Here is a 20,453-nt window from a genome sequence, read left to right as displayed (position 1 = left end):
CTGCTCACAACCCTTTTGGTGGCATGCCAATTGCATATTCATAGCCATAATACGTGTTCCCACATGGCCCGTCGCGCAGTCTTTAGCCCAGGAGTTCACATGACATTCGTCCTAACGCAATACAGGCTGCGCATCCCATGGGACGCCCCAGCTTCGTTGGATCTCGCTGCGATCAGACAGGATCGCCATCCCGCAGACCGCTTTCAGGCTGTCAGCTAGGGCTGCCATAAGGGGTCTCGTAAAACAAACATTCAGGAGAACTTATGACTCGACCACATGAATATCGGCTGCTTCGCCGGCTCTCCCAATGGCACATAACACCAGATCCTCTTCAAATCCGTGATGATCCAAAAGGAAGGAAAAAAATGCCTACCTCAGAAAAAGACGCTGTGGGGCGCTCAAGGCTCCTGAAATTGCGGTCTCACTGGCCACGAACGATACTTGCTGCCACGGCGTTGGCCATTGTAATGACCGCTCCAGCTCCAGCCGTCACCCAAGACGCTGACAAGCACTACTCCGACCAAAGCTTATTGGTTGGCTGGCGAAGTTGTATACTTAGGGCATTGTGCATTGGCGATCCAAAGGTCCTCGACTAGCTAGTTTCCGTCCATAAACACAAGTATTTTGCGGCGATTGCAAGGACTTATGCTGGGCTTTGAGCGCTATGATGGCGCAGTATGGGATCAGGCGGGCGTTGACCATGTCCTCGATCCTGAGGCGGGCCTTCTTGTGGAAGGCCATGTCGCAGACGCCCCACGCCTGGCTGTGGCCAGGCTGTTGCGAGTGGCGAAGCCGCCATCGGCCGCCGCCTGCCGCGGCGCATGCCCATAGAAGGCGGTGTGGCGCTCCTGCATCGGCAGCAAGCGCTCACTGTCGGCCGGGTTGCCGGCTTCGATCACCAGGTCGAGGATCATGCCGCTCCTGCCGGTGGTGAGGTTGAGTTTGTGGCCGTATTCGGTGTCACGGCTGCCTTTGACGATGATAGCGGCATGGTTTTCGAACAGGCTGACCAACTTCTCGCCGGCCGGTACCGGCTCGCCGTCCAGCACGCGCCGCTCGCTTTGTCGGATGATGCGTTCGACCAACGGCCGATAGTGATGGACCTGGAGCTGCCACAGTGCGGTGGACGATGTGCTCGCCACGGCCAATCGCTAGGTCGCCTGCTTCAGTGGCGGGCGAGCACGTCTTTGACGAAAGGACCTCTGAAGCTAATCTTTTCCCCGTTTTTGGTCCAAGGCGTGCGCGTCTGAGCGACCGGAGGGGAAATTCAGTTTTTTATAGGAAACTACAAAGATTTTGTAACTTTATATTATGGTTCTTCAAAGGAGTTGTTGGCATGCGCGTAGAAAACCATCATCGCGATGTGATCGGTGTGTCGGTCGCTCCCACGCAACTTGATAAGCTGTCGTCTGCGATTCTGCAGCAGGGAGGGATGGCGCGAGTGTCGCTGCCAGGCGATGTGGTGACCTGGGCGGCAGGCGGTCACCAGACGCTCAGGCGGATGCTGTCCGACCCGCGTTTCAACAGGGACTGGCGACAGTGGCGGGCGCTGCAGGACGGCGAGATTCCCGAGGATCATCCGCTGATCGGGATGTGCAAAGTGGACAACATGGTCACGGCGCATGGCGCCGATCACCGGCGCTTGCGCGGCCTGCTGTCCAGGAGCTTCGCGCCCAGTCGTATCGCCTTGCTGGCGCCACGGATCGAACAATGCGTCGATCGGCTCCTGGCCGAGATGGCGCAGCGCGGCGGCAGTGCCGATCTGATGTGCGAGTTCGCCGTTCCGCTGCCCACCATCGTGATCGCCGAACTTTTCGGTTTGCCGGAGGAACAGCGCGAGGAGATCGTCGCGCTCACCTACAGCCTGGCCAACACCTCCGCCACAGCCGCAGAGGTGCGACAGACGCGGCAGCGCATCCCGGAGTTCTTCCGTCGCCTGATCGCTCTCAAGCGGGGCCAGCCCGGCGACGATCTGGCTTCGGCCCTGATCGTCGCGCGCGACAACGGCGAGATCGTTTCCGACACCGAGCTCATCGACATGCTGTTCATGGTGCTCTCTGCGGGCTTCGTGACCACCACCGGCGTCATCGGCAATGGCGTGCTGGCATTACTCACACATCCGCAGCAACTGCACCTGGTGCGCAGCGGCAAAGTTCCGTGGTCACAGGCGATCGAGGAGATCCTGCGCTGGGGCAGCGCAGTGGCCAATCTGCCGTTCCGCTATGCCACCCAGGACGTGGAGATCGACGGATGCAGGGTCCGCCGCGGCGACGCCGTCCTGATGGCGTTCCATGCGGCGAACCGGGACGAAAAGGCCTTCGGTCCCGGCGCCGACAGGTTCGATGTCACCCGGGGGCACAACCCGCACCTGTCGTTCGGCGAGGGGCCGCATGTCTGCATGGGCGCCGCGCTGGCGCGCCTGGAATTGGGCTGCGCCTTCCCCGCGCTGTTCGGGCGGCTGGAGGATCTGGCGCTGACCATCGCCGCGGAGGATGTCGTCTACATGCCGTCTTACGTCATTCGCTGCCCGCAGCGCCTGCCGGTCACCTTCCGCCCTTCCATCGCCTAGAGAGTGCGGCAGTCTCGAACAACTGCGTGCGTAACCGGGCATGCTCGCCTCCATCGTGCGAGACCAGCTACCCCGGCGAACCGAGAATCACTGAATCCGGGGTGAATCCTTGCGGCCCAGCCCCAGCCCGCCGACCTGCGGCGCCACCTCTCCTTTCCGCTTCGGCCACGGTCATCAGCGCGCTGATGGGCGTGCTATCGCAACAAAAATTCTCCATCAATGTTGCCGTAACGCGGTGTGATCCGCCAGCGTCGGCGGCCATCGGCAGCCCGAGTTCGGCAATGATCGGCGCCGCTCACTCGGGCAGGAGATCGCTGTCGAAACGCCCATACGCTACCTCGTATTCGCAACTGCGCTCGCTGGCGGCGTTTTCGAGCCGAGGGTGTCCCGACCCCCGATCCCGCGTCGACAAACGTGTGCCGGCGTTCGCGCCTGACTAGGAAATCCGGAATGTGCGCGCCTTCTCCCGAGCGGAGGGTTGCGGGAAAGCTCGACCACGCGTCGACTTCGTCGTCAAAAGTCGAGAAGGCAGCTAAGGTCTCATGCCAGCTGTGTCCGAAAGGGGGCCCCTGGCCGCGGGAGACCGCCTCCTTGATGCCCCTGTCCGATATCCGACAATGTCAGCTGTCAGACACCGCCTCTGACGGTCATCCCGTTGTTTTCAAAGGAAGCTTACGTTGGCACGATCTATGATCGGGTGGGCCTGTACGCACGCGCCTGGGTTACGCCCCGGGAGGGGAGAGCATCAACAGGTCAGGCCACTGAAGCATAGTGTTGCCGCGAGCAGCATGCCGATCGCGGCATTCGCCTGTGGCAACGGAAGCAAGCTTTTGTGACCTTGTCGCGAGGGGCATAGCTCTGCTCACAGCGTCCAATCCCATTCATCTTAGCAACGAGGAAGCCCAGTGACACCCCACACACGCGATGCCAACGAGAAAAAAATGCGCATAACGCAAAAAGCCGTGCTTGCCTTCACGATGTCATACACCGCTTCCCAGTCCCTGCTCGGCGCAGTTGGCCGCCGCTTCTATCGCACATGCACTGCACAGCTCGCAGAAAACAGCCGCGCAATCTTGATCGCCCTTGTTGCTTTCTGCACGTCCTCGACAAATGCCCTGGCTGCTGATCAGACAATCTACGCTGCGCCTGACGACGGCATCATATTTCTCGGTGGTGTCGGGTATACTTGGCTCAAAGCCAACGAGCTCGTCTTGGACGAGGCAGGCCATCATATCAGCCAACTGATCTGGGAAACGCAGGCGCCGGTTCTGACCACCGGCTTCAAGGCTGAGATCGAGGACCGTTGGACGATGTCGGCCAACGCTGTGGTTGCTTTATCGGGCAACGGCCACATGGAGGATTACGATTGGGGGGTTGATACAAAGAATATTGAGGAGACTCCGGATAACGTGGACTTTACTTGGGACCATTGGTGGGATCGATCGGTGCATCCCGACACCAGGCTCGACGGCTACATCAACATCGACATCGCAGTCGGCCACGACTTCCCGATCGACAATGCTACGATCCTCAATCTGCATGGCGGCTTCAAATATACCAACATCAAGTGGACTGCATATGGCGGTGGGGGACTCCAAAGCTATGGTGGCTTCCGTAACTCGCCCGTGTCCTGGCCGCCCGGCCAGCCCGTCATCAGCTACGAGCAGCGTTTTCCGGGCGTATTCCTTGGCGCGGAGATAACCACGAAGCTCAGCGACTGGACCCTATCGGGGTTGCTTCGTGGCGGCCGGATGGTCCATCCCGAGGCTGACGACTACCATTGGGGAGAAGGTCTATTCGAAGATCGCTTCAGCTCGATCGACTTCATCTCGCTCGGCGCCAAGGCCAATTATCAAGTGGCTGAGAGCGTCAGCATCTTCCTCGCCGCCGACTTTGATCGCTACCTCCAAGAGAGAGGCGACACGACTAGGTTCGACGCCAAAGGTGCTCACCTCGACAAGGGCTCAGCTGGCATGGACTTCTACGCCGTCACCACATCGGTCGGCTTCAAGTTCAAGTTTTGAAGAGGTCATGTTGGTGGGAAGGACACGATGGCCATTTTCGCTTTCATCGCGGGATGACCAAGTCGTCATCATTGCCGGCGACCTAATTGGTCCGTAGCGAGTCGAATTGCTCTCGCCGTCCGCCCGCGGTGAGCGAATGTGCCATGATTGGAGTTCCCGACGACGTTCGCGGCGACCTTCTCGAAGCACTTGTTGCGCTTAGCTCGATGCGAGGTCCTCAATCCATACGGTGCGTGATCTTCAGCACTGGCTGAAGTCCCGGTATGCGGCGCACGCCCATCCGCGCAATGTTCATTTCGTCGAATCGCTTCCAAAGACGGCGATCGGCAAGGTTCAGCGCTTCGTTCTGAGACAGAGTCGACGTAAGAAACTCGCTGCATTGAAGGACCGCGCCGATGGATGATGACGATTCTCAGCGGTGCGAACATCGCGAGGGGGGCCGTGCCAGAGGGATGCGAAATGCAGTCCCGACGCTTGGTGTGAGAGAAGCCGTCGTTGGGCGTCGGTCAGTGCGCAGATTTCTTGCGACGCCAGTTCCTTCGGAGACTGTGTCAGCTATTCTTGCGGAAGCTGCACGCGCGCCTTCCGGGACAAACATGCAGCCCTGGAAAGTGTACGTGGTGACGGGAACTGCTCGCGACCGACTGTGTCGAACCGTCTATTGGGCGACGATCAGGAAGGTGAGCACTGACATCGATTTCGCCCCCAAAGGGATCTAACCGTGAATACAATCAACCCTGCAAACGTCATGGCGACCGCCGCCCAAGTGGATGCGCGCTCAAGTGACCGAAGCTCCTCCACCAGCCTAAAGCCCGCCGCCTTCCAACGCCCGGCCAGGCCCTTGTCACCGAGCGGTTTGCTGCGAGAGCGGTCGTCCTCTCATCTCCCCGCCCGCGAGCGGGCCGTCAGGCTCCCTCATCCGGCTCGGGAGTAGAACTATGTCTCGGTCGCTGTCATCATTGCCGTTGGCGTCAACAGTGACGGCCGGCGCGAGGTGCTCGGCATGGAGATCGGCACCTCGGAATCCGAAGCGATCTGGACGGAGTTCCTGCGCAAGCTGACGCGTCGCGGACTGCGTGGCGTCAAGCTTGTCGTCTCCGACGCCCATGAGGGCATCAAGGCTGCGGTCACCAAGCGATCGGACCACAGAAGAGCTTAGCTAAAGAGGAGCGAGTCGGCTGTAAAAGTATGCGCCTTTGCCAAATCGCAGGCGCCACAATATATACCGGGGACAACGGCTTCCAAAGTCCAGTGTTGAGTTTTTGCTGTTCAATGGAACGAGAAGGAAATATCCATCAACGCGCCGAAGCCAAATTGCCTTATGGGCGCGGGTTTGGGTTCGACCTGGAGGAGAGGAAGCGTTCCCAACCTTGGGCACGCAGTTCGCATGCTGGACAGGTCCCGCACCCGAAACCCCAGGCGTGAACGTGCTCGCGGTCGCCATTGTAGCAGGTGTGGGTTTCCTCACAGATGAGCTTGACCAGCGCCTCGTTTCCTAGCCGCTCCGCCAGCTCCCAAGTCTCCGCTTTATCGATCCACATCAACGGAGTGTGGATCACAAAGCGCGTCTCCATTCCAAGGTTCAGAGCGAGTTGCATCGCTTTGATCGTGTCGTCTCGGGAATCGGGGTAGCCCGAGTAATCCGTCTCACAGACTCCAGCTACCAAATGCCTCACGCCTCTGCGATAAGCGACAGCGGCCGCGAACGTCAAGAAGAGAAGGTTGCGGCCAGGCACGAAGGTATTCGGGAGCCCATTCTCCTGCATCGCGATTTCGACACTGTGGATGAGCGCAGTTTCGCTCAGATCTCCAAGCACCGCTATATCGACGAGGTGATCCTCGCCCAGTCGAGCACTCCAACCCGCAAAGTCCCTCCGTAGTTGATCGAGCACGCGGGGCCGGACGTCTAATTCGACCCGATGACGCTGCCTGTAATCGAAGCCGATCGTCTCGACGCGCGCGAATGTCTCGAGCGCCCAAGCCAAACAGGTGGTTGAATCTTGGCCGCCGGAGAAGAGAACGAGCGCAGTCTCGGAATTTTGTTGCATCGTCTCACCCCTCATATTCGGCCCAGGATTGCGGCGTTTCCCAAACTATTACCGCCGCAATTTGCGGCAGGATGGGTTTTATTCGGTCCCAGATCCAGATCGCGATATTTTCGGCGGTCGGATTTGTTAGACCCTCGACCTCATTTAGGCAGTGATGGTCAAGGCGCTGCAAAAGGGGGGCGAAAGCAGCCTCGACATCGAAGAAGTCCACGACAAAACCCGTGTCCGGATCAACTGAGCCTGCGAGACGAAGATCCACACGGTATGAGTGGCCATGCATTCGATGGCAACGATGGGATTCGGGCACTCGGGGAAGGCGGTGAGCTGCCTCAAAGGTGAAAGCTTGCGTGATTTTCATGGAATTCCCAAGAACTTGTGGGTTTGAAGGGTGAGCCGCCAGCGTGGATTAGCAAGGCAATAGGCGACCGCGGCCGCGGTATTCGCGTCGCGTTCAGGTCCATCCATCGGTTGGAGCAGCAGGTGGTCGAACGCCAGGCCTTCGAAGCACTCCGGCTCGGCATTAAGCTGAGGATAAATAAGCTTGAGTTCGTCCCCCGCCCTGACCACGAGTGGAGCACCGGCTTTCGGACTGACACACAGCCAGTCGATGCCAGCCGGCGGAAGGATGGTGCCGTTGGTCTCCGCAGCAATTTCAAAACCTGCGGCGTGCAGTGCCTCTATCAGCTCTTCATCAACCTGCAGAAGGGGTTCCCCTCCGGTAAGAACGACAAGGCGCTTCCTTAGCCCAGACCCGCGCCAGGCCCGTTCAACGGCAGATGCAAGCCCCTGTGCGGTCGCAAAGCGTCCGCCCCCAGAGCCCCTCGTACCAACGAAATCGGTATCGCAGAATCTGCAGATTGCCGTAGCGCGGTCGGCTTCACGGCCCGACCAAAGGTTACATCCCGCGAAGCGACAAAATACGGCGGCCCGCCCCGCATTACGCCCCTCACCTTGTAGCGTGTAAAAGATCTCCTTGACGGCGTATGACATGGCTAGGCTACCTTCGATTGAGCGGGTGCCGCTCCCTCCCACACCATGGGCGAGAATTGGCGTATGTCGGGAAGGCACGTTCTGGACAGCGCTCCCGCTTCGATGCCCATTCCCGAAGACCCACTCACCCCGGACACGAAGTTAACGTCAGAGGGCGGTAGCCGAGCGGAGGCTTCTCGCTCCCGGTAGCCTGTCATCATATGTAGCACCTGAATCGCATACTCTTAGCGACAGGGTTCTCTGGCAAAAGGCAACACACAATCCTGCATGAGAGCTTCTCAATTTTAGGCCGCTTGGATCTCTCGCCGCGCATATCGTAGAGCTGCCGGATTGCGGCTGGCAGACCCCTTTTCTTGACACGGGGCGATGCCAATCATCGATTGCACTCTGTCGTTGAGCAGATTTCGGTGAAACGGACGACACGGATCGGCTTACACTCAGGTTTGGAGCCAGCCCTTCCTCGCCACCGCATCGGGGTTGGAAGTTCGGTCAAGCGGGGGAAATGTCAGGGCCGACACAAGGCACACCCACCCTTGTGTCCGCACTTGGCTGCCTCAGCAGGCGGTAGCTGGCCTCGAGCAGTCCATCAGAGATGTGGCACAGACGCGCGCGAGCTCAGGTGCCAGTACGGGGTCCGCGCCCCGCCAGCGCTGCGCTTGTCTTTCGACGTTGCGATGGACCGGTCAGTCCGTGTCGGTGATGCCGCTGTCCTTTCGCAGAACGATCTTTTCGCCCTCCGCAAGGCCAGCAACGATCTCTGCGTCCATTTGGTTCACCAGCCCCACACGCACGCGGCGTGGCTCGGTCGCGCCGTCCCCTGTCTCGACCCTCGCGCTCTACAAACCCTGCGGATCTGGCCCGACGAGCGCACCCCTCGGGGCAAGCAACACGTCATCAACCACGCTCACCGTAATCGTCACCTCAGCGGTCATCATCGGCAGAAGCTTCCCGTCCTTGTTGGGTGCCTCAAAAAAAACATTGTAACAGACCGCCTGCGGCTCCCCCGAGCAGCCGCCGCCAGGAGGTGCCTGGTTCGTCAGAAGAGTGGATGGGGCCGGCTCCACTTCCATCACCAGGCTAGCTCGGTTCGTCTTTCTGTCTCCTGCTGTGGTGAAATGCACCGGCTGCCCGACCTTGACGCGTTCGACATCTGCTTCGGAAATTTGCACTCGCGCCCTCATCACGTCGGTCTGCGCGACGACAGCAATCACCCGCGAGGTCTGCGTCTGTCCCCGTTTGGCCTCGAGAGCGATCACCCGTCCGTCTATCGGGGCTGTGATCTGTGTATAGCCGAGATCCTTTTGGGCCTTTTCGACCCCGGCAGCCGCTTCTTCGACCTGCGCTGTCGATTCATCGAGCTTGGCGCTGGCAATCCCGGCGGCGACTTCGGCATCCTGAAGAGCAGCGCTCGAAATGACTTGGCTCGCAGAGAGTTGGCGCTGACGCCTCAGGGCACGCTTGGCCCGGTCGAGCTCGAACTGCCTCGAGCGTTGGGCTGCCTGTTTCTGGGAAAGCAAAGCCCTCGCCACGTGCAATCGGTTCTGCTGCTCGAAAAAATCCATTTCCGCAATAAGATCACCTGCGTGAACGCTGTCCCCCAAGCTGACGTGAAACGCCGTCAATTGGCCCGAGACTCGCGTACCGATTTGCACAAGCGGTGAGGGTTCCAGAACCCCGATTGCAGTTATGGTCTCCGCCAGCGAGCCCCGCTTTACAGTAGCACAGTAGCGGCCGGTGCCGAATTGGACGATTGCCTGCTTGGCGCTGAAGCGAGCCAAACAGCTGCCCCAACGGCACACACGGAAAGCCCAAGGAGGAAAACACATAGTCTCATGATCTCATACCAGTCACTGATTTTTTGTTGCTAGAATTTCGAGGAGAGCTTGGTTTTGGTGGATAGGAGCCGGACCGGGCCGGCAGTCGGTCGGTTGCTTTATTCCCAATTCCTCGAACTCCCATCCCTTGTGGATCGTGGTCATTTCAGCGCCGCCCTCACATCTTTTTCGGCCGTAGCGACCAATCTCTCTTATCCTTCTGATCCGACCCTCCGGCTCCTGCTGCTCAAGGGTGGGACACAGGCTGATCCCGCGGAATGTGTGTGATGCCGAGATGCTGCCTACGCCATCCGCGTTTGCAGGACAGTCCGACGATCGAGAAACTGCAGCAGCACCGCGACGGTCGCCGCCAGCAAAGCGAGCACCGCGCCGACCAGCGGCAGGTTGGCATAGGAAACGCCCCAGGAAAGAGCCACGCTGCCGATCCAGGCGCCGCTGGCATTGCCGACGTTGAAGGCGCCCTGGTTCAACGTGGCGGCGAGGTTCGGCCCCTCGGAAGCGGCTTCCACGACGCGGATCTGAAGCGGCGGCACCACGACGAAGGCAAGCAGGCCCCACAGGAAGACGATGCCCACCGCCACCGTGGCGATGGCGCCGAACTCGGCGAAGGCAACGAACAGCAGCGCCAGCAACAGCAGCGTGCTGATGACCGTCGGCATCAGCTTCCAGTCGGCCAGCCGGCCGCCAATGATGTTGCCGATGGTCATGCCGGCGCCGAACAGCAGCAGCACCCAGGTGACTGCCGCCGTGGACAGGCCGGATACGTCGGTGAGGTAGGGCTTGATATAGGTGAAGACGGCAATCAGGCTGGCCGAGGCGAGTGCCGCGATCAGCATGGCCAGCCACACTTGCAGCTTCCCGAGCACGCGCAGCTCGCCGCGCAGTCCGCCGCCGCTGGGCTCGGCGACGTCGGACGGTACCAGCCAGGCGATCGCCGCGACCGAGATCAACCCGATGCCGACCACCGCAAGGAAGGTGGCGCGCCAGCCGAAGGCTTCGCCAAGCGCCGTGCCGGCGGGCACGCCAAGGATGTTGGCGATCGTCAGGCCGGCGAACATCAGCGCTATGGCGCTCGCCCGCTTGTTGCGCGGCACAAGGCTCGCGGCAACGACCGAACCGATGCCGAAGAAGGCGCCGTGGCCGAAAGCGGTAAAGACGCGCGCCGCCATTAGCGTCCAATAGTGGGGCGCGATGGCGCAAAACAGATTGCCGACGACGAACAGGGCGGCGAGCCCGACCAGGACTGGCTTGCGCGGCAGATGCGCGGTGGCCATGGCGACCATTGGCGCGCCGATGACCACCCCCAGCGCATAGCCGGTGACCAGCCTGCCCGCCGAAGGGATGGACACGCCGAGATCGGCGGCGACCTCCGGCAGCAGGCCCATGATGACGAATTCGGTGGTGCCGATGCAGAAGGACGCAATGGCAAGCGCAAGGATCGGCAAAGGCATGGGGCGTCCAGACTCGCTCGGGGAGATTCACGGACAGCCATGCATGCATCGTTCCGAACGAGAGGTCGTGCTGAAACAAGACGATGCCGTTGATACAGCTACGTCGCATGTCCGACATCGTCGGACATCGGACCGAATGCCACGCTGGTCCATACCGCGAGAGAAGGGCTTTCCGGCTGAGATGCCGACGCCAACCTTGGCAAATCGGCCGATTCAGACACGTTTTCGATCAATCTTCGGTGGTGCTTGACCCAGATCAAGGCGTCACCCGGCTTCAAGGAGCATTTGACGGCGGAAACCTTTGGGGATCACGGGCATGCATATACTGATTTCTGCAATTGGGCTGTTGGGAGCGGCGGCGTTCTGGTGGTATCGGATGAAGGCCATGAACGATGCGGCGCGCGAGGTCGCGGACGTCGTCGGGCGTGTGCAAGGGAATATTCGCCGCAAGAGACTGCGCAAGCAGGCGGCGCTCTCACCGCTGACGGCGATCGACGATCCGGTCGTGGCGGCCGCGACGCTGATTACCGCCATCGTTTCCGAGGACGGCCCTGTCCTGCCGCAGCGCGAAGCCTCGATTCGGTCGGTGATTTCGGAGATTGCGGACGACAAGAAGACCGATGAGGCCGTGATCTACGCCAAATGGGCGGCGTCACAGATCGACGATGCCACGATCGTCATCGACAAGCTGGCGCCGTTCCTGCGCGAACGTCTGGATCTGACTGAGCGAAACGATTTGCTGCAGATGGTGAACCGCGCGGCGCAGGCTGGTGAGCAACCCGTGAAGATATCCGACCAGCGGGTACTGCGGCTGCGGCAGAAGCTGGGCTTCGAGGTCAACTAGGGTGTGCTGATATTCAGGTGATGCCGGCCTGCGAACGGCGACTTCCTGCGCTTATTACAACGCCGCGCGCCTTTTGGGCGCGCAAAGGACGCTGTAGAAATCTGATTTTGCGCATGACCTTTCCGAAATCAAATTCGATGTCGGAATCATGCGCGGGCTCACGTACCAAAAGTACACTCCGCTCCGGTTCTCGGAACTCACCGTTCTCGGCTCGGCCTGGCCTGAAATCTCAATTTCTGGTGGTTGGACTTTACATGACAATGATGGGCTTGTGCTGCTTCGCAATCTCATCAAGCATGCAACCCGTGGCTATCCCTGGTCGGAACCGGGCGGCGAGTCGCTATCACGCTGCCTTTTAGCCGAGCCGAAAACCTGAAGCGTCAAATATGAGATGACGGCCAGTGATCAACGGGATCATGAGCGCAGGGCCAGCTTCGTTCCGATGTTGCAGCGGCTGGCCTGCGACATAGGGATGTTGTTTCAGCGTTGTCTGCCAGATCGTTGGAAAATCCACACCTTTGACCCGCGCTGTATTGCACTCCCGGACAAGCTTCGAGACGGTTTCGGTCATGTATCACCTACTAATATCGCTTTTTACAAGAATCGTGTGAACGCGCGGGGCGGCATTGACCTGGATCAACTTCGCAGAAATTTCTTATACTTGAGAGGTAAAATGTCGAACCGTGTCATCCGAAACACTGTCGGGCAACTCTGCTGGTTTCACATTTTTTCGCCTTGGCCTGCACCGCGACGGCGTTAGCGCAAGATGACCAGCTTTGACATCATTGTCGTCGGGGCCGGCCCGGTTGGACTGGCGTTTGCCGCGTCGCTTGCCGCAAGTGACCTCAAGGTCGCGTTGATCGAACGCCGGTCGATGGCAGATCTGGCGCAGCCCGGCTTCGACGGACGCGAGATTGCACTCACTCAAGCTTCAGTCAAAATTCTACGAGAGCTCGGCGCATGGGATGCCATTCCCTATTCGGAGAAATCGCCCCTGCTTGGTGCGCGGGTGCTCAACGGATCGAATCCTTTCGCGCTGAGCTTCGATGCGCCAGCGGGAAGCGCGAAGCCACTGGGGATTCTGGTCCCCAACCATTGGATTCGCAGTGCCCTTTTCAGCGTTGTCCGCACACGGGAGCATGCATGTGTGTTCGCTGGCTGCAACGTCGTCGCCGCCCAAATCAATCGCGGTGGCGCGACGGTGACCCTCTCAGATGGTCGACAGCTCCAAGCCCAGCTCCTCGTGGGGGCGGATTCACGCCTGTCTGTCCTGCGCGATCTGCTGGGCATCGCCGCGCACGTCAATCGGCTCGGCTGCTCGATGCTGATCTCCCGTGTGCGGCATGAGCTGCACCACCACCGCATCGCGACGGAATGGTTTGATGATAAGCAGACGATCGCGATGCTGCCGCTTGCGAAAGGCGTGTCGTCACTGCTTGTGACACTTCCCGCAAACGAGGTTTCCCGGCTTGTCCTGATGAACGATGCTGCTTTTCTCGCAGAGATGACCAAGCGCTGTGGTGGACGGTTGGGTAAGATGTCGCTGGCCAGCAGCCGCCACGCCTACTCACTCGTCACGACTTGGGCAGACAGGTTCTGGACGCCGCGCGCCGCGCTCATCGGGGATGCGGCCGTCGGCATGCATCCGGTCACAGCGCATGGCTTCAACATCGGCCTTGGCGGTCAGCATCGGCTTGCTAAGGAAATTCTGACGGCTTGGCGCAAAGGAACCGATATCGCCGATCCAACCTTGCTGCGCCGATATGAAGCCCGGCTAAGGCTGAGCGCCGCGCCGCTTTACCATGCCACCAACATGCTGGTTAAGCTTTACACAGACGAGCGCCCGCTGGCGCAGGTCGCAAGGCATGTTGGCCTTCGGCTCGGTCAAAATCTGCCATTTGTCCGACGTGGGATTTCTGCCGTGCTGAGGCGCTAGTTTCGATCTTAGAGGCTCGGGGCCGGCTGACCGCCGCGCCTCGAGCGACGAATTCGACTTTGATTTTGCACCACGACAAGTCCCTTGCCCCTTCTACTCAGAAGCAACGCGTCGCCCGATTTCGCATCCATGGCTGACAGGCGGCGGTACGCAACATCAAGGCAGAAGTTTGGATATGGGCCGAACCGTATAGCCATCCCTGCGTTCTGCCCGACTTCGAAACTGCCCCGTTCTGCGCAAGGTTTGCTCTGGCAACATAGCCCATGCTGGTGTTCGAGATGGCGAGCACCTCTGGCCCAGACGTGCCCACTGCACCCACTCAGACGGCCACGGAATACCTGCCTGTTCCTGTCTCAAGGTATTTGTCGAATTTCGCCGCCACAGTCCTGACAAGAGGACGGCTCTCCTGCGGCACGACAAAATTATTGCCGTCAATTTGTAGCAGCCTGCCCGAGCCGCCGATCGTGACGCGGCTTGCCTGACAGATGAGCCTTTGGCCAACCTCACCGAAACGCTCCACCAAGTCGAGCGCCGAGAAGGCGAAGTTGCACATCAGGCGCTCGATGACCCAGCCCCTTGCCAGATCATCGATGCTGAATTCTATGCCGCGTGCGGTTGCCAATTGGCCGGCGATCACAGCCTTCTCATACTCGCCCGTCACGACGGTATTCTGGGCGTAGCCCTGCCGGAAGCGGCTGATGGAGGATGGGCCAAGACCGATCAGGGTTTCGCAGTTGTCCTCGGTGTAGCCCTGGAAATTGCGGCGCAGGCTGCCCGTGCGAGCCGCGATGGCGAGCAAATCGTCCGGCCTGGCAAAATGATCAAGCCCGATCGCCTCATAGCCGGCTCGCACGATGATCCCGGCGGCAAGCTGCGACTGCGCTAGCCGTTCGGCGGAATCGGGCAGCCAAGCCTCGTCAATCATCGTTTGATGCTTCTTGAACCACGGCACATGAGCATAGCCGAACAGCGCAATCCTGTCGGGCTCCAGCGTCAAGGCGTGCGCGACCGTCGCGGCGAGGCTTTCAAGCGTCTGGTGCGGCAGTCCGTAGAGCAGGTCAAGATTAACCGATTTCACGCCGCGGGCGCGGACGCCGTCCACCACACTCTTGGTCAGCCGGAAACTCTGCTGGCGATTGATGGCCTTCTGCACCTTGGGATGGAAATCCTGTACGCCAAGACTTGCTCTCGTCATGCCGATCGCGGCGAGCGCATCCAGACGGGCTTCGTCGATGTCGCGGGGTTCGATCTCTACGCTTATGCTGGCATCGGGGCAAAGATCGAACCGGTCCCGTAAGGCCTTTCCGAGCGCGAGCATGTCGTAGGGTTTCAGGATGGTCGGGGAGCCGCCGCCAAAATGGACAGCGCGCACGCGGCTCTTGCCGCTTATGAGACGCCCGACAGTTTCGATCTCGCTATGCAGAGAGCGCAGGAAGGTTGCCACCGGCGCATAGTGCCGCGTGTGCTTGGTATGGCAGGCGCAAAACCAGCACAGCGTGTGGCAATAAGGAATGTGCAGATAAAGCGACAACTCGTCGTCGCCTTTGAGGGCATCGACCCAGTCTCGAAGCAGACCGGCATCGACACCAGAATGAAAATGTGGCGCGGTCGGGTAGCTTGTGTAACGCGGCACGTTCTCGCGCAGCATGGCGGTCAGTTCGGGACGGGTGCGGTCGGTTGCTGTTTCATGCATTGGGGGCAACTTGCCCTGTGCAAAGCGCGGCCGCCTTGATTTCGATCACGGTTGCGGGAGCAGGACAAACTGACGCAACACCTGACGCAGCAGCGATGCTATCTTGCTGCCATCATTATCCTTTCGGGCCGTACGATGACCATCCGACAAGACGTTCAAAGTGATATTATTCCTGTGATTTGCCAATCCTGCGATGCACGGGACCGCGGGCTGTGCGGGGCGCTCGAGCCGGCCCAATTGGTCGACTTGGCCAAGGCATCGTCGAGACACTGCATTCCGCCCGGAACCGAGCTGATCGGAGACGCCGAACCGATCGAAACCTATTCGAACTTGCTCTCGGGCGTTGTAAAGCTGACCAAGGTTCTTGGGGACGGACGCCAGCAGATCGTCGGGCTTCAATTCGCGCCCGATTTTCTCGGCCGGCCGTTCAAGTCGGAAAGCGAGATCAACGCGGAGGCCGCGACCGAAGTCTCGCTGTGCTCGTTCCCGAAAGCGGCCATCGAGCGGATGATGAGGGAGGCGCCGGCTCTAGAACACCGCCTGCTCAAGCAGACACTGATGGAATTGGATGAGGCGCGCGAGTGGATGGTGACTCTGGGCCGTAAGACGGCGGCTGAGAAGGTAGCGAGTTTTCTCTTCCTGATCGCGAGGAATATCGACCCGGCGACGGACACCAGCAAGGGATCGGCAACTTTCGATCTGCCGCTCACCCGTGCCGATATCGCCGACTTTCTCGGCCTGACGGTCGAGACCATCAGCCGTCAGCTGACAAAGCTTCGTGCCGACGGCGTGATCCAGATTAAGAACAGTCGTCATGTCGTGGTCGATAGCGTGAGCCGGCTGCAACGCTGTTCGGGCGCTTGGGCGTGTTCTGACGCTTAGGTCTCCGGTCGGTTCGTACGATTCTGCTGTGCGATAAGCGGCAGGACGTGCTCGCGCTCGAATGCGATGTGTCGCCGTGACGCACAAAAAAGGGCCCTCAACATGAAACCGAGAGCCTCAGGGTTGGCGAAGCCACCTCCATGCCCGATTGTCAGCAGGGTATCGGTCAAATCCTGTGCCGCGCACTCGTCCTCGATGTGCTCGGCCCGCAAGCGACGTAGCGAAGCCGTCCTCTCGCCATCAGTTGCGTCTCTCGCAAACGCAGGAAAGAGATGCTCTTCCTCACGGGCATGGCTCATGCGCAGCAGCGGCACCAACTCGTTTGCCATCAGCAGGCACTTCAACCGATCCACCGAGGGCAATCCGTCGGCTATCGCCTCCAGCTCGTCGCAGATCCGCAACTTGCGATCGTGAAAATGACAGACATCCTGCACGGCCGGCTGGCATGAAGGCAGCCTTCGACAAACGGCCAGGCTTTGCATTTGACGATTGAAGATTTGCAGCTGGCCATCTGGGCGTCTCCGCGTGAATTCAAGACGCAGAATTGTCCGACTGGCGATCATCGCCCTTGACATGGATCAAGGCGCCAACACGCCGTTTACGGAATTAGTTGGGAGCGGACCCGCGTCCGCGTCAAATGCGGCGTCAGGGACATGTCATGAGATTTGCCACAGAGATCGTCGTTTTGAGCTTGTGCGCATTCGCGGCCCTGGTCGGCGCCGGCTTCGGTGTGGACGGACCTTTCCGGCAACATATGTGGGTGTTGTTCTTTGTCCTTGCCAGTTTCACGGCCATTCTGCTGCGCAACATCGAATTCAAACCGGCAGCTCCGATTGATCCTTCGGCCTATATGGATGGGCCGATCCGTTATGGAGCCATCGCCACAGTGTTCTGGGGCGTCGTGGGCATGCTGGTCGGCGTGGTCATCGCGCTACAGCTGGCCTACCCGGACATCAACATTCAACCCTGGTTCAACTTCGGTCGATTGCGGCCCCTTCATACATCCGGCGTCGTCTTCGCCTTCGGCGGCAACGCGCTTATTTGCACCTCGCTCTATGTGGTGCAACGAACCTGCCGCGCCCGGCTGTTCGGCGGCAATCTCGCCTGGTTCGTCTTCTGGGGCTATCAGCTTTTCATCGTCATGGCCGCGACCGGCTATCTGCTGGGCGTCACCGAAAGCCGCGAATATGCCGAGCCGGAATGGTATGTCGACATATGGCTTACGATTGTCTGGGTCGCGTACCTGATCCTTTTCCTCGGCACCATCCTGAAGCGCAGGGAACCGCATATCTACGTCGCCAACTGGTTCTACCTGTCCTTCATCGTCACCATCGCCATGCTGCACGTGATCAACAACCTCACGATGCCTGCGTCGTTGCTTGGATCGAAGAGCTATTCGGCATTTTCTGGTGTCCAGGACGCACTCACGCAATGGTGGTACGGGCATAATGCGGTCGGCTTCTTCCTGACGGCCGGCTTCCTCGGCATGATGTATTACTTCGTGCCCAAGCAGGCGAACCGGCCGGTCTATTCCTATCGGCTGTCGATCATCCACTTCTGGGCGTTGATCTTCCTCTACATCTGGGCCGGTCCGCATCACCTGCATTACACCGCCCTGCCCGATTGGGCGCAGACGCTCGGCATGGCGTTCTCGATCATGCTGTGGATGCCCTCATGGGGCGGCATGATCAACGGCCTGATGACCTTGTCAGGCGCTTGGGACAAGATCCGCACCGACCCGATCATTCGCATGATGGTTGCCGCGATCGCCTTCTACGGCATGTCGACCTTCGAAGGTCCGGTCATGTCCATCAGGACGGTCAATTCGCTGTCGCACTACACGGACTGGACCATCGGCCATGTTCACTCGGGCGCGCTCGGCTGGGTCGGCATGATCTCGTTCGGCGCGCTCTACTACATGGTGCCGAAACTCTGGAACCGCGAACGTCTCTATTCGCTGCGGTTCGTCACCTGGCACTTCTGGCTGGCGACTCTCGGCATCGTCGTCTATGCGGCGGCGATGTGGGTCTCCGGCGTCATGCAGGGGTTGATGTGGCGCGAATACGACGAGCAGGGCTTTCTCGTCTATTCCTTCGCCGAGACCGTCGCCGCCATGCATCCTTACTACGTCATGCGCGCCGCGGGCGGCTCGATGTATCTCGCCGGCATGCTGATCATGGCCTGGAACATCACCATGACCATTCTTGGCCGGCAGCGCGAAGAACAGCCATTGCCGGGTTCCGTGTCCGCTTTCCAACCTGCCGAATAAGGAGCCAGACATGGGCTTGATGGCCAAACACGCCCTCATCGAGAGAAACGCCACGCTCCTCCTCGTCGGGTCGCTGCTGGTGGTGACCATCGGCGGCATCATCGAGATCGCTCCCCTCTTTTATCTCGATAACACGATCGAGAAAGTCGAAGGCATGCGGCCCTATTCGCCGCTGGAGCTCGCCGGACGCAACATCTATGTCCGCGAGGGCTGTTATCTCTGCCACAGCCAGATGATCAGGCCGTTTCGCGACGAGGTCGAACGATATGGTCACTACAGCCTAGCGGCCGAGTCGATGTACGACCATCCATTTCAGTGGGGTTCAAAACGTACCGGTCCGGATCTGGCGCGTGTCGGCGACCGATATTCCAACGAATGGCATACACAGCACCTGACAAACCCGCGCTCGGTCGTGCCTGAATCGATCATGCCGAGCTACGGGTTCCTCAAGGACACACAAATCGCCGTGAAAGACTTCTCAACCCATCTCGTGGCGAACGCTCGCGTCGGCGTTCCCTACACGCCAGACATGATCGCCAGTGCCAACGCCGATCTGAAAGCACAAGCAGACCCGGCCGCGGATACGACGGCCCTCGAGAAGCGCTATCCCAAAGCCAAGGTCGGTGATTTCGACGGCAATCCAGCCCAGGTCACCGAGATGGACGCGCTGGTCGCGTATCTGCAGATGCTCGGCACGCTGGTCGATTTCAGGACCTACGACGATGCAGCTGGCTACCGCTAAGGGGGGACGCATGGGCTATAATTTGATGCGGGAGTTCGCCGACAGCTGGGGCCTGCTTGCCATGGCGCTGTTCTTCGTCGGCTGCATTGTCTTTGCCCTGCGCCCCGGTGGCAGAACACGGGCCGATCAAGCCGCCCAGATCCCTTTCAAGGATGACTGATCATGAGCTGCGAGCATATCGACGAAGTCTCTGGCATCTCAACGACCGGTCACGAATGGGATGGCATCAGGGAGCTTAACAACCCGTTGCCGCGGTGGTGGGTGATAACCTTCTACGTCACCATCGCCTGGGCGCTGGCCTACACCGTTGCCTTCCCCGCCTGGCCCATGCTGTCTTCAGCGACCAGGGGCGTGCTGGGCTATTCCAGCCGCAACGACGTCAAGAACGAGCTGGCGGCAGCGGAAGCCGCCAAAGGCAAATATATCGCCGCCATTCAGCAGAAGACCATATCCGAAATCGCTGCCGATGATGCGCTGCGTGAATTCGCTGTCGCAGCCGGCGGCGCGACGTTCAAGGTCAATTGCGTGCAGTGCCATGGCTCGGGCGCTCAAGGCTCCAAGGGCTTTCCAAATCTCAATGACGACGACTGGCTGTGGGGCGGCAAGGCCGAGGAGATCCAGCAGACCATTACCCACGGCATCCGCTTTGCTCCCGACCTGGATACTCGCCACTCGGAAATGCCGGCCTTCGCAGACGTGCTTCAACCCGAGCAGATCAGCCAGGTCAGCGCGTATGTGGCTAGCCTTTCAGGGCCGGTGCGCGACAAAACCCTGATCCAGTCCGGCGCCAACGTGTTCGCGGACAATTGCGCTGCCTGTCACGGCGAAAACGCAAAGGGAAACCGGGAGGCTGGGGCTCCCGACCTGACTGACGCGATCTGGCTTTATGGCTCGGGCGAAAGCGCAATCGCCGCGCAGGTCCGCGCACCCAAGCAGGGTGTGATGCCAGCATGGGGCGCGCGTCTGGGGGAGACAAAAGTGAAGGAGCTTGCGGTGTACGTGCATTCGCTTGGCGGTGGGGAATAGGAGAAGCGGCCTATTCACCACCCACCACCGTCAAGCGACGAGGCCCGGCTGTAGCCGGGCCTCGACCTACCTTATGGCTCGCGGGATTGATTTGCATCAAGGTGGCGCGGCCGCCTCTGGGGCAAAGCTTGCTCGACGGGAAGC

19 protein-coding genes and 2 pseudogenes are annotated in these 20,453 nt (G+C 60.0%); 12 read left to right on the top strand and 9 right to left on the bottom strand.

What is annotated here, in order from left to right:
• Nucleotides 1-681: 681 nt before the first annotated feature.
• Nucleotides 682-1,151, bottom strand: a pseudogene (locus tag ACWTU8_RS28375) (ISNCY family transposase); the annotation flags it as partial.
• A 185-nt stretch (nt 1,152-1,336) separates the two neighbouring features.
• On the opposite strand from ACWTU8_RS28375, the gene ACWTU8_RS28370 reads away from it, so the two are divergent.
• From ACWTU8_RS28370 to ACWTU8_RS28350, 5 genes and pseudogenes are all read left to right on the top strand, one after another.
• Nucleotides 1,337-2,569 (top strand): cytochrome P450 family protein, encoded by a 1,233-nt coding sequence (locus tag ACWTU8_RS28370; RefSeq protein ID WP_455850731.1) that lies wholly within the window; start codon nt 1,337-1,339, stop codon nt 2,567-2,569.
• Nucleotides 2,570-3,474: 905 nt separating this feature from the next.
• Nucleotides 3,475-4,593: an omptin family outer membrane protease gene (locus ACWTU8_RS28365; protein WP_455850730.1), complete on the top strand. Its 1,119-nt coding sequence runs from the start codon at nt 3,475-3,477 to the stop codon at nt 4,591-4,593.
• A gap of 229 nt (nt 4,594-4,822) precedes the next feature.
• Nucleotides 4,823-4,996, top strand: a complete 174-nt coding sequence (locus ACWTU8_RS28360; protein WP_455850729.1) for an AMP-binding enzyme — start codon at nt 4,823-4,825, stop codon at nt 4,994-4,996.
• Nucleotides 4,989-5,312: a nitroreductase family protein gene (locus ACWTU8_RS28355; RefSeq protein ID WP_455850728.1), complete on the top strand. Its 324-nt coding sequence runs from the start codon at nt 4,989-4,991 to the stop codon at nt 5,310-5,312. Before ACWTU8_RS28360 ends, ACWTU8_RS28355 begins: the two co-directional genes overlap by 8 nt.
• A gap of 221 nt (nt 5,313-5,533) precedes the next feature.
• Nucleotides 5,534-5,728, top strand: a pseudogene (locus ACWTU8_RS28350) (transposase); the annotation flags it as partial.
• Between the two features lie 184 nt (nt 5,729-5,912).
• Here ACWTU8_RS28350 and queC read toward each other — a convergent pair.
• The 5 genes from queC to ACWTU8_RS28325 form a co-directional block, all read right to left on the bottom strand.
• Complete coding sequence (gene queC / locus ACWTU8_RS28345; protein WP_027155425.1) at nt 5,913-6,641, bottom strand: 7-cyano-7-deazaguanine synthase QueC; 729 nt, start codon at nt 6,639-6,641, stop codon at nt 5,913-5,915.
• Between the two features lie 4 nt (nt 6,642-6,645).
• Nucleotides 6,646-6,999 (bottom strand): 6-carboxytetrahydropterin synthase QueD, encoded by a 354-nt coding sequence (queD, locus tag ACWTU8_RS28340; RefSeq protein ID WP_455850727.1) that lies wholly within the window; start codon nt 6,997-6,999, stop codon nt 6,646-6,648.
• Nucleotides 6,996-7,631 (bottom strand): 7-carboxy-7-deazaguanine synthase, encoded by a 636-nt coding sequence (queE, locus tag ACWTU8_RS28335; protein WP_455850726.1) that lies wholly within the window; start codon nt 7,629-7,631, stop codon nt 6,996-6,998. Before queE ends, queD begins: the two co-directional genes overlap by 4 nt.
• 836 nt (nt 7,632-8,467) lie before the next feature.
• Nucleotides 8,468-9,409: an efflux RND transporter periplasmic adaptor subunit gene (locus ACWTU8_RS28330; protein ID WP_455850725.1), complete on the bottom strand. Its 942-nt coding sequence runs from the start codon at nt 9,407-9,409 to the stop codon at nt 8,468-8,470.
• 338 nt (nt 9,410-9,747) lie between these two features.
• Complete coding sequence (locus tag ACWTU8_RS28325; RefSeq protein ID WP_455850724.1) at nt 9,748-10,917, bottom strand: MFS transporter; 1,170 nt, start codon at nt 10,915-10,917, stop codon at nt 9,748-9,750.
• 316 nt (nt 10,918-11,233) lie between these two features.
• Between ACWTU8_RS28325 and ACWTU8_RS28320 the strand changes: the two genes are divergently transcribed.
• Nucleotides 11,234-11,761 carry a hypothetical protein gene (locus tag ACWTU8_RS28320; protein ID WP_455850763.1) on the top strand — a complete coding sequence of 176 codons (528 nt, stop codon included), beginning with the start codon at nt 11,234-11,236 and terminating at the stop codon, nt 11,759-11,761.
• 355 nt (nt 11,762-12,116) lie between these two features.
• Here ACWTU8_RS28320 and ACWTU8_RS28315 read toward each other — a convergent pair whose 3' ends face one another.
• Nucleotides 12,117-12,332: a hypothetical protein gene (locus ACWTU8_RS28315; protein WP_027155239.1), complete on the bottom strand. Its 216-nt coding sequence runs from the start codon at nt 12,330-12,332 to the stop codon at nt 12,117-12,119.
• A gap of 195 nt (nt 12,333-12,527) precedes the next feature.
• Here ACWTU8_RS28315 and ubiM point away from each other — a divergent pair, with 195 nt between their 5' ends.
• A complete protein-coding gene (gene ubiM, locus ACWTU8_RS28310; RefSeq protein ID WP_455850723.1) occupies nt 12,528-13,697 on the top strand; it encodes a 5-demethoxyubiquinol-8 5-hydroxylase UbiM in 1,170 nt (389 codons plus the stop codon).
• 319 nt (nt 13,698-14,016) lie between these two features.
• On the opposite strand, the gene hemN is transcribed toward ubiM, so the two are convergent.
• The gene (gene hemN, locus ACWTU8_RS28305; protein WP_455850722.1) at nt 14,017-15,390 is read right to left on the bottom strand and encodes an oxygen-independent coproporphyrinogen III oxidase; all 1,374 of its coding nucleotides are present in this window, start codon (nt 15,388-15,390) and stop codon (nt 14,017-14,019) included.
• A 135-nt stretch (nt 15,391-15,525) separates the two neighbouring features.
• Here hemN and ACWTU8_RS28300 point away from each other — a divergent pair, with 135 nt between their 5' ends.
• On the top strand, nt 15,526-16,272 hold the full coding sequence (locus ACWTU8_RS28300; protein WP_455850721.1) for a Crp/Fnr family transcriptional regulator: 747 nt from the start codon (nt 15,526-15,528) through the stop codon (nt 16,270-16,272).
• On the opposite strand, the gene ACWTU8_RS28295 is transcribed toward ACWTU8_RS28300, so the two are convergent.
• Nucleotides 16,269-16,847 (bottom strand): hemerythrin domain-containing protein, encoded by a 579-nt coding sequence (locus ACWTU8_RS28295; protein ID WP_455850720.1) that lies wholly within the window; start codon nt 16,845-16,847, stop codon nt 16,269-16,271. The genes ACWTU8_RS28300 and ACWTU8_RS28295 overlap by 4 nt on opposite strands.
• A gap of 83 nt (nt 16,848-16,930) precedes the next feature.
• Here ACWTU8_RS28295 and ccoN point away from each other — a divergent pair, with 83 nt between their 5' ends.
• The 4 genes from ccoN to ccoP are packed head-to-tail and all read left to right on the top strand — an operon-like array spanning nt 16,931 to nt 20,309.
• Entirely contained in the window at nt 16,931-18,541 is a 1,611-nt protein-coding gene (gene ccoN, locus ACWTU8_RS28290; RefSeq protein WP_455850719.1) for a cytochrome-c oxidase, cbb3-type subunit I, read from the top strand.
• Between the two features lie 10 nt (nt 18,542-18,551).
• Nucleotides 18,552-19,283, top strand: a complete 732-nt coding sequence (ccoO, locus tag ACWTU8_RS28285; RefSeq protein ID WP_455850718.1) for a cytochrome-c oxidase, cbb3-type subunit II — start codon at nt 18,552-18,554, stop codon at nt 19,281-19,283.
• Nucleotides 19,284-19,293: 10 nt separating this feature from the next.
• Entirely contained in the window at nt 19,294-19,443 is a 150-nt protein-coding gene (locus ACWTU8_RS28280) for a CcoQ/FixQ family Cbb3-type cytochrome c oxidase assembly chaperone (protein ID WP_027155246.1), read from the top strand.
• A gap of 2 nt (nt 19,444-19,445) precedes the next feature.
• Nucleotides 19,446-20,309 carry a cytochrome-c oxidase, cbb3-type subunit III gene (gene ccoP, locus ACWTU8_RS28275; RefSeq protein ID WP_455850717.1) on the top strand — a complete coding sequence of 288 codons (864 nt, stop codon included), beginning with the start codon at nt 19,446-19,448 and terminating at the stop codon, nt 20,307-20,309.
• Nucleotides 20,310-20,453 lie beyond the last annotated feature (144 nt).

Source organism: Mesorhizobium sp. BHbdii, assembly GCF_053848045.1.
This window is presented reverse-complemented; position numbering and strand designations above follow the sequence as displayed.